Raw genomic sequence first — 12,145 nt, 5'->3', positions numbered from 1 at the left:
CATGACATGCGCGCGCGCGCCGAGAGAGGAGGCACACCATGCCTGAGCAACTGATCTGGGGAATGGAGGTCTTCGTCAACGGCCTCATGTCGGGGGTGCTATATGCGCTGGTGGCGCTCGGCTTCGTGCTGATCTTCAAGGCGTCGGGCATCTTCAATTTCAGCCAGGGGGTTCTCGCGCTTTTCGCCGCGCTGACGCTGGTTGGCATCATGGACGGGCAGGTGCCGTTCAGCCACCTCATCAACGCCGTCTTCGGCACGGATATCCACCATTTCGGCTGGCACGTCCCGGCGCTGGCGGCGATCTTGCTGACGATGGTGGTGATGGTGGCGCTGGCTTGGCTGGTGAACCATTTCATATTCCGGCACCTCGTCGGGCAGGAGCCGATCATCCTCTTCATGGCCACGATCGGGCTTGCCTATTTCCTCGAAGGGTTCGGCGATATCATGTGGGGTGCCGATATCAAGAAGCTCGACGTGGGCCTGCCGCAGGGCATCAACGGGATGATCGACGAGGTGACCTACAACATCTTCGGCTACGGGTTCTTCATCGATAATCTCGACCTGTGGGCGACATTCGTGGCGGTGCTTCTGGTGATCGCGCTGGTGATTTTCGCGCAATATTCCAAGCATGGCCGGGCCATGCGGGCGGTGGCCGACGACCATCAGGCGGCGCTGTCGGTGGGTGTCTCGCTCAACTTCATCTGGGTGATGGTGTGGTCGCTGGCAGGCTTCGTGGCGCTGGTGGCGGGGATCATGTGGGGCACCAAATCGGGCGTGCAGTTCTCGCTGTCGCTGATTGCGCTCAAGGCGCTGCCGGTGCTGATGCTGGGCGGGTTCACCTCGATCCCCGGTGCCATCGTCGGTGGCCTTATCATCGGGGTGGGCGAGAAGCTCTTTGAATTCGCGATCGGTCCGATGGTGGGGGGCGCGACCGAGAACTGGTTCGCCTATGTTCTGGCGCTGATCTTCCTCGTGTTCCGGCCGCAGGGCCTGTTCGGCGAGAAGATTATCGAGAGGGTGTAGCGCCATGGCACATGCCCGGATGAGCGACCGCGCGGCGACGCGCCACGACAAGACAGAAATTCACAGGGAAATTCACGGGGAGGGTCTGTGACATGTTTTACCGCGAGGCGGGGGATTTCAAGACCTCCTACACCGATGACAACCAGACATTCCCGATCAAGTTCGACCGCTACCGCTATTACGTGGTGCTTGTGGCGGCCTTTGCGGTGGTGCCTTTCGTCATCAACGATTACTGGGTCAACGCGGTGTTCCTGCCGTTCCTGATCTACTCGATCGCTGCCATCGGGCTCAATATCCTCACCGGGTATTGCGGGCAGGTGAGCCTTGGCACCGGCGGGTTCATGGCGGTGGGGGCCTATGCGGTCTACAAGCTTATGACCGGCTTTCCCGAGGTGAGCATCTTTATCCATATCATCCTCGCGGGCGGGGTCACGGCGGGGGTCTGCATGCTCTTCGGGCTGCCATCCTTGCGGATCAAGGGGTTCTATCTCGCGGTGGCCACGCTGGCGGCGCAGTTCTTCCTGGTGTGGCTCTTTAACCGGGTGCCGTGGTTCTACAACTACTCGGCCTCGGGGCAGATCAGCGCGCCAGAGCGGACCATCTTTGGCGTGCCGATCACCGGCGCGGAAACCGCGCCCTGGGCGACCTATCTGTTTTGCCTCGTCTTTACCGTCGCCTCGGCGATCATCGCGCGCAACCTGACGCGCGGCATGGCGGGACGCAAATGGATGGCCATTCGCGACATGGACATCGCCGCCGAGATCATCGGGGTGAACCCGCTCAAGGCCAAGCTCACGGCCTTTGCCGTCTCGGGCTTTTTCGTCGGCATCTCGGGGGCGCTGTTCTTTTCGGTCTATCTCGGCGCGGTCGAGGTGGGCGAGGCGTTCGGCATCAACAAGTCGTTCCTCGTGCTCTTCATGGTCATCATCGGCGGGCTTGGCTCGATCTTCGGCAGCTTTGCCGGGGCGGCGTTCCTGGTGCTGTTGCCGGTGCTGTTGAAGAACGTCCTGGTGGGCACGCTCGGCTGGCCCACCGATCTGGCGGCGCATCTGGAGCTCATCATCGTTGGCGCGCTGATAATCGTGTTCCTCATCGCCGAACCGCATGGCCTCGCGCAGCTTTGGCGCGTGGCGAAAGAGAAACTGAGGCTTTGGCCCTTCCCGCATTGAGGGGGGGCCTGAGAAGTGCGGCGGGGAAAAACCCCGCCCTACGATGACATCGGATAAAACCAAGGGAGGATACAAACCGATGAAACACAGACTGATAACAGCCGCCTTCGCGGCACTTATGGCGGCGGGGCCGGCGCTTGCCGACCTGACCATCGTCGACACCAGCTATCGCACCGGGCCCTATGCTGCGAACGGCATCCCGTTCTCGGATGGCTACCAGGATTATTTCACCCTGCTCAATGAGCGTGACGGCGGCATCGGCGGCGAGAAAATCAACCTCGTCGAATGCGAGACCGGCTATAACACCGAAAAAGGCGTGGAGTGCTACGAGGCCACCAAGGGCGCGGGCACTGGCGCGCTGATCTATCAGCCGCTCTCGACGGGCATCACCTATCAGCTTATCCCCAAGGCCACCGCCGACGGCATCCCGCTTCACACGATGGGTTACGGGCGCACCTCGGCCAAGAACGGCGCTGTGTTCAACTGGGTGTTCAACTATCCCGCCAACTACTGGGACGGGGCAAGCCACGCGATCACCCATATCCTGAACGAGAATGGCGGTGATATCAGCGGGCGTAAGATCGCGCTGGTCTATCACAACTCGGCCTATGGCAAGGAGCCCATCCGCACGCTGGAAGAGCTGTCCAAAAAGCACGGGTTCGAGCTGATGCTGCTGCCGGTCGATCATCCCGGCCAGGAGCAGAAATCGCAATGGCTGCAAATCCGCCGCGAGAAGCCCGACAATGTCATCATGTATGGCTGGGGCGTGATGAACCAGGTCGCCATTCAGGAAGCCGTGAACATCCGCTATCCGATGGATCAGTTCATCGGGATCTGGTGGTCGGGTTCCGAGAACGACGTGAAACCGGCGGGTGACAAGGCCAATGGCTACAAGGCGCTGACCTTCCACAATCTTGGTGATGATTACCCGGTCTATGACGATATCAAGACGCATGTCGTGGACACCGGCAAGGCTGCGGGTGCGGGCGATCAGATCGGCACCGTGCTCTATAACCGGGGCATGTATGCCGCGATGCTGGCCGCCGAAGCGATCAAGACCGCGCAGGAAATGCACGGTGTGAGCGCGATCACGGCTGCGCAGATGCGTGACGGTATGGAAAACCTCGAAATGACCGAAGCCAAGATGGCCGCCATCGGCCTGCCCGGCTTTGGCCCCGAGTTCAAGGTGAGCTGCGAAAACCACGGCGGCAATGGCTATGGTGCCGTGTCGCAATGGGATGCGGTGGCGGGTGAGTTCAAGCTCATCACCGATTACTTCCAGTCCGATCAGGAGATCATCTCCAAACTGGTGGCCGAAGACAGCGCCGCCTTTGCCGCCGAGAACGGCATCACGCCGGGCTGCTGAGGCGTCATGACACTGTCCGGCCGCCGCATCGGGTGGCGGCCGGACGATTTGGGTATTTTTGCCAAGAAGAAACCGGGACGCGCGCCCTCACACAGGGCCGGAGCGCGGCTTGAGCAAACGGAGCCTGGGCGATGCTGGATGCAGGAAAGACCGAAGAGACCCTTCTCGAGGTCAACAATATCGAGGTGATCTACAATCACGTCATCCTCGTGCTGAAGGGGGTGAGCCTGAACGTGCCCAAGGGCGGGATCACGGCGCTTCTGGGCGGCAATGGCGCTGGCAAGACCACGACGCTCAAGGCGATCTCGAACCTGCTCAAATCAGAGCGCGGCGAGGTGACCAAGGGCACGATCAAGTATCGCGGCGAGCGGGTGCAGGATCTGCTGCCATCGGACCTTGTGAAGACGGGCGTGGTGCAGGTGATGGAGGGGCGGCATTGTTTTGAGCATCTGACCGTCGAGGAAAACCTGCTCACCGGGGCCTATACGCGCAGCGCGAGCCGGGGCGAGATCGACGCCGATCTGGACAAGGTCTATGCCTATTTCCCGCGCCTCAAGGAGCGCCGCCGCAGCCAGGCGGGCTATACCTCGGGGGGCGAGCAGCAGATGTGTGCGATTGGCCGCGCGCTGATGGCTCGGCCCGAGACGATCCTTCTGGACGAGCCGTCGATGGGGCTTGCGCCGCAACTGGTGGAACAGATTTTCGGGATCGTGAAGTCGCTGAACGAGAAGGAGGGCTATACCTTTCTTCTGGCCGAGCAGAACACGAACGTGGCGCTGCGGTTCGCGCATCACGGCTATATCCTCGAATCGGGCCGGGTGGTGATGGACGGCCCCGCCGCCGCGCTGCGCGAGAACCCCGATGTGAAGGAGTTCTATCTCGGCGTGTCCGACGAGGGGCGCAAAAGCTTTCGCGATGTGCGCAGCTATCGCCGTCGCAAGCGGTGGCTGAGCTGAGGAGGTCAGCGGTGCAGAAACTCGGCCCGCAACTCTTCGATCAGGGCAAGTGCCTCGGTTCGCGTGTTGCGGATATTGGGGCGAAAGCCCCCGGATTGGGCGCGCAGGCGGATCTCCTGCTCGGTCTCGGAGCCCGCGGCAAAGCGCGCGGTGCCAAGCGAGGCCGCGAGGTTGAGCCGCTTGCCGCGATGGGCGTGGCGCACCCAGGCCTCGGGCAGGATCTGGCAGGCGTTGAGATTGACGAGAAAGAACCACAGGTCTTGGCCACTGGCGGCGATGCGCGATTCGAGCCGGTCATAGACGCGGGTGACGATGGCGGGGCCATCGAAATGGAAGGCCGAGAAATCGACCTCCATCACCTTGGTCTCATCGTGAAAGGTGATGCGGCGGTCGATCGCGGTATCACCGGGGGCCTCGGCTGTGTTTGGTCGGGTCGTCATGATGGGCCTCGCGGAAATGCAGCGACTGCTCGGTATACAAAAGTGCACTGCACTAGCCCGGCCGGCGGTTTCAATCAATTGGTCAAGCTGTCGCAACGTAAGGCGGCAGGCAGAGGATGGCGGAATGACCCAGTATTTCGACGAGTTGGAGACACGCAACCCCGAGCAGCGGGCCGAGGCCCTGGCGCGGCTGTTGCCTGAGCAGATCGCGCGCGCGCAAGCCTTGCCCGGCTATGGCGGCGCGCTTGACGCGGTCGAGGCGGCGCGGATCACCGGCAGGGGCGCGCTGGCCGCCCTGCCGGTGCTGCGCAAATCCGACCTGGGCCGCGCGCAGGCGGCGGCGGCCCCGTTCGGCGGGCTCGCGGCGCGGCCTGCCTCGGGCTTTGCCCATGTGTTCCAGTCGCCGGGACCGATCTACGAGCCGGGCGGGGCGGGCCATGACTGGTGGCGGATGGGCCGGTTTCTGCATGCCTGCGGCATCGGGGCGGGCGATATCGTGCAGAACTGTTTCGGCTATCACCTGACGCCGGCGGGGATGATCTTCGAGAGCGGCGCGCGGGCGGTGGGGGCGGCGGTGCTGCCTGCGGGCACGGGCCAGACCGAATTGCAGGCGCGCGCGGCGCATGACGTGGGCGTGACCGCCTATGCCGGGACGCCCGATTACCTCAAGGTCATCCTCGACAAGGCCGGGGAAATGGGTCTTGCGCTGAGCATCACGCGGGCCGCTGTAGGGGGCGGCGCGCTGTTTCCGTCGCTGCGCGCGGAATATGCGGATCGTGGCATTCAGTGCCTGCAATGCTATGCCACCGCCGATCTGGGCAATATCGCCTATGAAAGCGCCGCGCAGGAGGGGATGATCGCGGATGAGGGCGTGATCGTCGAGATCGTGCGCCCCGGCACCGGCGATCCGGTGCCCGAGGGCGAGGTGGGCGAGGTGGTGGTGACCACGCTCAACCCCGATTATCCGCTGATCCGCTTTGCCACTGGCGATCTGAGCGCGGTCTTGCCGGGAACAAGCCCCTGCGGGCGCAGCAACCTGCGGATCAAGGGTTGGATGGGCCGCGCCGATCAGACCACCAAGATCAAGGGCATGTTCGTGCGCCCAGAGCAGGTGGCCGCATTGGTGGCGCGCCACGACGGCATCGCGCGCGCGCGGGTGATCGCGAGCCGCGAGGGCGAGGCCGATGTGATGACCGTGCGCATCGAGGCGGCAGGGGCGGAGCCGGATCATTTCGCGGCCTCGGTGAGCGAGGTGCTCAAGCTGCGGGGCCGGATCGAGATCGTGCCGCCGGGCAGCCTGCCCAATGATGGCAAGGTGATCGAGGATCTGCGCAGTTACGAGTGAGTGGCCCCGCTCAGAAGCGGTTGGCGTCGTAGGGGGCAAGGTCGATATTGGGCCGCCGGTCGCTCAGCAGATCGGCGATGAGGCGGCCTGTGCGCGGCCCCGCCGTCAGGCCGACATGCTGATGCCCGAAGGCCGCGAAAACGCCGGTGCCGCCGATCTCGCCGATCAGCGGCAGGCTGTCGGGGGTGGAGGGGCGGCAGCCCATCCATTCCTCGGCGCTCTCGAAGCTCAGATCGGGGAGGACGCGCGCAATCTCGCGCTGAATCATGGCAAAGGGCGCGTGCGAGGGCGGGGCCTCGGGGTGCCCAAGCTCGACCGTGCCCGCGCAGCGCAGCCCGGTGGCCATCGGCGTCACGCCGAACTTGCCCCGCGCCATCATCAGCGGCTGGCGCGGCATCTGCGACGGTGCGGCGAGGTGCAGGTGATAGCCGCGCTCGGCCACGAGCGGCACGCGCAGCCCGAGTTTCTCCATCAGCGGCTTCGACCAGACCCCCGCCGCCACCACCGCCGCATCGCAGGGCAGCGGCCCCTGATCGGTCAGCACCTCGGTGATGCGCCCGTCGGTGAGGGTGACATCGCGGGCCTCGGCGCGCAGGTAGCGCCCGCCCTCGGCCTGCAACAGCGTGGCAAGATCGGCCATATAGGCACCGGGATCGAGGATGTGGCCCTGCGCGCGCAGGATCGCGAGGCACTGGATCGCGGGGCCGAGCAGCGGCTCGGCCTCGCGCACCGCCGCGCCCTCGATCACCTCGGGGGTAAAGCCCGCCGCGCGCTTGGCGGCCCAGCTATAGCTGTCGGCGTCAAAGGCGGCGCGGCTGTCATAGGCATAGGCGAGATCGCTGGTGGCAAGCCATTTCTCGGCCAATGTGCCGCGCACGAGGGCGCGGTGCTGATCCACGCTGTCGGTGACCAGCGGGATCAACCCTTCGATCATGCGGGCGGCATCGGTCGGGTTGGCGTTGCGCGCGAACTGCCACAGCCATGGGGCAAGGCGCGGCAGGTCGCGCCAGCGCAGCCAGAGCGGGGCATCGCGGTCAGTGAGGTATTTGAGCGCTGTGGTCAGCACGCCCGGCGTGTTGACCGGCACGATGGCCCATTGCGCCAGCAGACCGGCATTGCCGAAGGACGCCCCCGCGCCGGGATGGTCGCGGTCCAGCAGCGTCACGCGATGGCCCGCGCGGGTGAGCCATATGGCCGAGGCGAGGCCGCAGATACCTGCGCCGATGACGATGATGGTGCGGGGGGCTGTCATGGGCGGGGCTCCTTGGTGGCGTGGGGCCACAGAAGCCGAGGCAGGGCGCGGGTGCAAGCCTTGTTGTGGTGGTCAGGGGGCGTCGGCGGTTTCAGAGATGAGCCGCGCGGTCGCTGGGCCGGGGACTAGCGATAAACCGGCATTGACAGCCACTTTATATCAGCCAAGTCAGTGTGACGCCGATACGTTACGCGCCCTCTCGGAATCGCTAGGCCGCGGGACGGCCCAGCGATCGCGCGGCGGGCTTCGCCCTCGATTCCGCGCGGGGAAGGATTGCAACCGTCCCCGCCAAGCCCCTCCCGGCCTCAGGCGGTCAGCCCCTCCGGCTCTGCCAGCCCGTTCGCGCGGCAGCAGGCGGTGACGGTGTTGGCCAGAAGGCAGGCGATGGTCATCGGCCCCACGCCGCCGGGCACCGGGGTGATCGCGCCGGCCACCTGCGCAACGCTGGCGAAATCGACATCGCCCACCAGCACGTTCTTGCCGTCGCGCTCGATCCGGTTGATGCCCACGTCGATCACCGTCGCGCCCGGCTTGATCCAGTCGCCCGGCACCATCTCGGCCCGCCCCACGGCGGCCACCACGATATCGGCGCGGCGCACCACCTGCGCCAAATCGCGGGTGCGCGAATGCGCGATGGTCACGGTGCAGCTCTCGCCCAGCAAAAGCTGTGCCATCGGCTTGCCGACGATATTGGAGCGCCCCAGCACCACCGCATCCAGCCCGCTGAGCGATCCCAGATGGTCGCGCAGCATCATCAGGCACCCGAGCGGCGTGCAGGGCACCATGCTCTTTTGCCCGGTGCCCAGAAGGCCGACGTTGGAGATATGGAAGCCGTCCACATCCTTGGCCGGATCAATCGCGTTGATGACCAGATCGGAATCGAGATGCCCCGGCAGCGGAAGCTGCACAAGGATGCCATGCACCGCAGGATCATTGTTGAGCGTGTCGATCAGCGCCAGCAGATCGGCCTCTGATGTGCCCGCGTCGAGCTTGTGTTCGAACGAGGCCATGCCGCATTCGACGGTCTGCTTGCCCTTGGAGCGCACATAGACTTGGCTCGCCGGATCCTCGCCCACCAGCACCACGGCAAGGCCCGGCGTGATCCCGTGCGCCTCTTTGAGCCGTCCAACGTGATCCGCCACCTTGCCCCGGATGGTGGCGGCGAATGCCTTGCCGTCGATGATCGTCGCGCTCATATCGTCGTCCTTTCGTTCATTCCGCCGCGCCGGTATAGGTGGCGCGGTAGTGCGCCATCTGCATCCGCGTGGCCAGCACCGCGTTCTGCATCAGAACCGAGACCGTGACCGGCCCCACCCCGCCCGGCACCGGGGTGATCCAGCCTGCCACCTCGGCGCAACTGTCGAAATCGGCGTCGCCCACGGTGCGGGGGCCGTCGGCGGTCTCGACCCGGTTGATGCCGATATCAATGAGGGCGGCACCGGGTTTTATCATGTCGCCGGTCACCAGCCCCGGCTTGCCCACGGCGACAAACACCGCGTCGGCGGCGCGCGAATGCATCGGCACCGAGCGGGTCATGTGATGACACACCGTCACCGTCGCGCCAAGCCCCATCATCAGAAAGGCAATGGGTTTACCGACGATCTCGGAATGGCCGATCACGGTGACCACAAGCCCCTCGAGGCCAAGCGGCAGGGTCTTGAGGATTTCCACCGCCGCCACGGCGGTGCAGGGGCCAAGCGCCAGATCGTTATAGACGATGTTGCCGATCGAGGCGGGGTGCATCCCCTCGACATCCTTGAGCGGATGAACCGCCTTTTGCAGCGCCTTGACCGGGATATGGGCGGGCAGCGGGCGCTGGATGATGATGCCGCCCACGCGCGGATCGGCGTTGAGCCCCGTGACCACGCCGACAAGCTGCTCCAGCGAGATGCTGTCGGGGTAGGCGCGGGTCTCGAACGCCACCCCCGCCTGCGCGGCGGCGCGGCCCTGATTACGCACGTAAAGCTCGGCGGCGGCGGTGTCGCCGACGCTGATCGAGACAAGCCGCGGCATCCAGCCCTGCTCTGCCAGCGCCTCTGCTTCGGCGCGGGTGGCCTCGCGCATCCGGGCGGCGATGGCCTTGCCGTCGATGATCTGTGCGCGCATGATGCTGCCCCTTTCATGCGGGAAGGCCGGGGTTTCCCCCGGCCCCGTTTCAGAACAGGCCTTCGATCTGGCCCGCATCGTTGAGGCGGATGTTTTCCGCCGCCGGGCGCGAGGGCAGGCCCGGCATGGTCATGATCTCGCCGCAGACGACCACGACGAAGCCAGACCCGGCCGAAAGCCGCACCTCGCGCACCGGCACCGAGTGCCCGGTGGGCGCGCCACGGCGGTTGGGATCGGTGGTAAAGCTGTATTGCGTCTTGGCCATGCAGACCGGCAGGTTGCCATAGCCCTGCGCCTCCCAGTCCTTCAACTGGTTGCGGATTTTCTGATCCGCCAGCACCTCGTCGGCGCGGTAGATGCGCTTGGCCACGGTCTCGATCTTCTCGAAAAGCGACATCTCGTCGGGGTAGAGCGGGCCGAAATTCGCGTGCCCGCCCTCGGCCACCTCGACCACCTTGCGCGCCAGCGGCTCGGAGCCCTCGGACCCCAGTTCCCAATGGCGCGACAGCACCGCCTCGGCCCCGTGGGTGGCAACATAGTCGCGCACGGCGTGCACCTCGGCCTCGGTATCGGTGACGAAATGGTTGATCGCCACCACCACCGGCACGCCAAAGCTCTTGAGGTTCTCGATATGGCGGCCAAGGTTGGGGCAGCCCGCCTTGACGGCCTCGACATTTTCGGCCCCCAGATCGGTCTTGGCCACGCCGCCATTCATCTTCATCGCCCGCACGGTGGCGACCAGCACCACGCAATCGGGTGCGAGGCCCGCCTTGCGGCACTTGATGTTCATGAATTTCTCGGCGCCCAGATCGGCACCAAAGCCTGCCTCGGTCACCACGTAATCGCTGATCTTGAGCGCGGTGGTGGTGGCGATGACCGAGTTGCAGCCATGCGCGATATTGGCGAACGGGCCACCGTGGACAAAGGCGGGGTTGTTCTCCAGCGTCTGCACGAGGTTGGGCTGCATCGCGTCCTTCAAAAGCACCGTCATCGCGCCCTCGGCCTGGATATCGCGGCAGAACACCGGCGTCTTGTCGCGGCGATAGGCGACGATCATCGAGCCAAGACGCTCTTCCAGATCCTTGAGGTTCTTGGACAAGCACAGGATCGCCATGACCTCGGAGGCCACGGTGATGTCAAACCCGTCCTCGCGGGCAAAGCCGTTCGAGACACCGCCCAGCGACGAGGTGATCTGTCGCAGCGAGCGGTCGTTCATGTCCACCACGCGCCGCCAAACGACGCGGCGGGTGTCGATGTCGAGCGTGTTGCCCCAGTAGATATGGTTGTCGATCATGGCGCTCAGCAGGCTGTGCGCGCTGGTGATGGCGTGGAAATCGCCGGTGAAATGGAGGTTCATATCCTCCATCGGCACGACCTGCGCATAGCCACCCCCGGCGGCCCCGCCCTTCATCCCGAAATTGGGGCCAAGCGAGGCCTCGCGGATGCACACCGTCGCGCGCTTGCCGATGCGGTTGAGCCCGTCACCAAGCCCCACGGTGGTCGTGGTCTTGCCTTCGCCTGCGGGCGTCGGGTTGATCGCGGTCACGAGAATGAGCTTGCCGCTCTTGTTGCCCTCCACCGAGGTGATGAAATCCTGGCTCACCTTGGCCTTGTCATGGCCATAGGGCAGCAGGTGCTCTGACGGGATGCCAAGCTTGGCCCCGATCTCCTGAATCGGCTTTTTCGAGGCTTCGCGCGCGATCTCGATGTCGGATTTATAGCTCATGTCCGGTCCTTTCGCTGGGCGCGGGTGGGGTGTTGCGTCCCCCCGCCTATAGCGGCTTTGCCGATGCGCAAGAGAGGCGAATCCGACATATCCCGCCCCACTTGCGGCGGGCTGTCGCAGGCGTGCGTCAGCGATGCATGCTATTGTGTCCCGACCATGCGGGCTGATCGGGAATGTGCAGGCGTAGCATGTCGCCAAGCGCGATGCGCCCCTCGCGCTCGACCCAGGCGGTCACGCCGCGGCGGTCGTGGGCGGCGGATTTGAACCGGCCCCCGATGCTGGGCATATGGCCCTCGATCACGCGGGCGGGCAGGTGGCAGGGGCGGTTTTCCATATCGATCACGAGGGTTGCCCCCGACGGCGCCTGAAGCCGCGACGAGGGCGGCACATGGCTGAAATCGGCGATCCCCTCGATCACCAGCGACGCGCCAAGCCATGCCGGATCGAGCGCGCCCGCGCCCATCGTTGCGGCGATGGCCGCCAGTTCCTCTGCCGAGAGCACGGATAATTGCCGCACATTGGCGATCTCGGTGCCCTTGGGGTGCTGTGACACGACCCGGCTGCACGAGGGGCGCGTGCGCCCGCCATGCGCCTCGCCCGCGATCCCGGCAAATGTCAGGTCTGCGGCGTCGAGCGCCTCGGCCTCAAGCGCCGCCTCGCGATCCGGCACCCGGCCAAGCCAGACCACGCGGCCCTGAAATTCGGTTGGTTTCAATGCCGGCATTATGCGCGCCCTTCATTCTTCTTGGTGACAAATACC

11 protein-coding genes are annotated in these 12,145 nt (G+C 65.1%); 5 read left to right on the top strand and 6 right to left on the bottom strand.

Annotated features, from left to right (window positions below; translation table 11 throughout):
- Positions 1-38 precede the first annotated feature (38 nt).
- The 4 genes from ABIE58_RS02510 (at position 39) to ABIE58_RS02495 (ending at position 4,516) form a co-directional block, all read left to right on the top strand.
- Positions 39-1,025, top strand: a complete 987-nt coding sequence (locus tag ABIE58_RS02510; RefSeq protein WP_354543101.1) for a branched-chain amino acid ABC transporter permease — start codon at positions 39-41, stop codon at positions 1,023-1,025.
- A gap of 92 nt (positions 1,026-1,117) precedes the next feature.
- A complete protein-coding gene (locus tag ABIE58_RS02505; RefSeq protein WP_354543100.1) occupies positions 1,118-2,194 on the top strand; it encodes a branched-chain amino acid ABC transporter permease in 1,077 nt (358 codons plus the stop codon).
- Between the two features lie 79 nt (positions 2,195-2,273).
- On the top strand, positions 2,274-3,560 hold the full coding sequence (locus ABIE58_RS02500) for an ABC transporter substrate-binding protein (RefSeq protein ID WP_354543099.1): 1,287 nt from the start codon (positions 2,274-2,276) through the stop codon (positions 3,558-3,560).
- Positions 3,561-3,691: 131 nt separating this feature from the next.
- Complete coding sequence (locus ABIE58_RS02495; protein WP_354543098.1) at positions 3,692-4,516, top strand: ABC transporter ATP-binding protein; 825 nt, start codon at positions 3,692-3,694, stop codon at positions 4,514-4,516.
- 5 nt (positions 4,517-4,521) lie between these two features.
- On the opposite strand, the gene ABIE58_RS02490 is transcribed toward ABIE58_RS02495, so the two are convergent.
- Positions 4,522-4,956 carry a hypothetical protein gene (locus tag ABIE58_RS02490; protein WP_354543097.1) on the bottom strand — a complete coding sequence of 145 codons (435 nt, stop codon included), beginning with the start codon at positions 4,954-4,956 and terminating at the stop codon, positions 4,522-4,524.
- A 124-nt stretch (positions 4,957-5,080) separates the two neighbouring features.
- Here ABIE58_RS02490 and ABIE58_RS02485 point away from each other — a divergent pair, with 124 nt between their 5' ends.
- Positions 5,081-6,301: a phenylacetate--CoA ligase family protein gene (locus ABIE58_RS02485; protein ID WP_354543096.1), complete on the top strand. Its 1,221-nt coding sequence runs from the start codon at positions 5,081-5,083 to the stop codon at positions 6,299-6,301.
- A 10-nt stretch (positions 6,302-6,311) separates the two neighbouring features.
- Here the strand turns inward: ABIE58_RS02485 and ABIE58_RS02480 are convergent, their stop codons facing one another.
- From ABIE58_RS02480 to ABIE58_RS02460, 5 genes are all read right to left on the bottom strand, one after another.
- On the bottom strand, positions 6,312-7,553 hold the full coding sequence (locus ABIE58_RS02480) for an NAD(P)/FAD-dependent oxidoreductase (protein ID WP_354543095.1): 1,242 nt from the start codon (positions 7,551-7,553) through the stop codon (positions 6,312-6,314).
- 305 nt (positions 7,554-7,858) lie between these two features.
- Positions 7,859-8,749, bottom strand: a complete 891-nt coding sequence (gene folD, locus ABIE58_RS02475; protein WP_354543094.1) for a bifunctional methylenetetrahydrofolate dehydrogenase/methenyltetrahydrofolate cyclohydrolase FolD — start codon at positions 8,747-8,749, stop codon at positions 7,859-7,861.
- Positions 8,750-8,765: 16 nt separating this feature from the next.
- Positions 8,766-9,659: a bifunctional 5,10-methylenetetrahydrofolate dehydrogenase/5,10-methenyltetrahydrofolate cyclohydrolase gene (locus ABIE58_RS02470; protein WP_354543093.1), complete on the bottom strand. Its 894-nt coding sequence runs from the start codon at positions 9,657-9,659 to the stop codon at positions 8,766-8,768.
- A gap of 49 nt (positions 9,660-9,708) precedes the next feature.
- On the bottom strand, positions 9,709-11,385 hold the full coding sequence (locus ABIE58_RS02465; protein WP_354543092.1) for a formate--tetrahydrofolate ligase: 1,677 nt from the start codon (positions 11,383-11,385) through the stop codon (positions 9,709-9,711).
- Positions 11,386-11,512: 127 nt separating this feature from the next.
- A complete protein-coding gene (locus ABIE58_RS02460; RefSeq protein ID WP_354543091.1) occupies positions 11,513-12,109 on the bottom strand; it encodes an MOSC domain-containing protein in 597 nt (198 codons plus the stop codon).
- Positions 12,110-12,145 lie beyond the last annotated feature (36 nt).

The organism is Roseovarius sp. MBR-78, from assembly GCF_040547535.1.
Lineage (GTDB): Bacteria > Pseudomonadota > Alphaproteobacteria > Rhodobacterales > Rhodobacteraceae > Roseovarius.
This window is presented reverse-complemented; position numbering and strand designations above follow the sequence as displayed.

Excerpts from the sequence above, each read along its gene's own strand:
- ABIE58_RS02510 (WP_354543101.1), top strand. The coding sequence starts at position 39 with ATGCCTGAGCAACTGATCTGGGGAATGGAGGTCTTCGTCAACGGCCTC.
- ABIE58_RS02505 (WP_354543100.1), top strand. The coding sequence starts at position 1,118 with ATGTTTTACCGCGAGGCGGGGGATTTCAAGACCTCCTACACCGATGAC.
- ABIE58_RS02500 (WP_354543099.1), top strand. The coding sequence starts at position 2,274 with ATGAAACACAGACTGATAACAGCCGCCTTCGCGGCACTTATGGCGGCG.
- ABIE58_RS02495 (WP_354543098.1), top strand. The coding sequence starts at position 3,692 with ATGCTGGATGCAGGAAAGACCGAAGAGACCCTTCTCGAGGTCAACAAT.
- ABIE58_RS02490 (WP_354543097.1), bottom strand. The coding sequence starts at position 4,956 with ATGACGACCCGACCAAACACAGCCGAGGCCCCCGGTGATACCGCGATC.
- ABIE58_RS02485 (WP_354543096.1), top strand. The coding sequence starts at position 5,081 with ATGACCCAGTATTTCGACGAGTTGGAGACACGCAACCCCGAGCAGCGG.
- ABIE58_RS02480 (WP_354543095.1), bottom strand. The coding sequence starts at position 7,553 with ATGACAGCCCCCCGCACCATCATCGTCATCGGCGCAGGTATCTGCGGC.
- folD (WP_354543094.1), bottom strand. The coding sequence starts at position 8,749 with ATGAGCGCGACGATCATCGACGGCAAGGCATTCGCCGCCACCATCCGG.
- ABIE58_RS02470 (WP_354543093.1), bottom strand. The coding sequence starts at position 9,659 with ATGCGCGCACAGATCATCGACGGCAAGGCCATCGCCGCCCGGATGCGC.
- ABIE58_RS02465 (WP_354543092.1), bottom strand. The coding sequence starts at position 11,385 with ATGAGCTATAAATCCGACATCGAGATCGCGCGCGAAGCCTCGAAAAAG.
- ABIE58_RS02460 (WP_354543091.1), bottom strand. The coding sequence starts at position 12,109 with ATGCCGGCATTGAAACCAACCGAATTTCAGGGCCGCGTGGTCTGGCTT.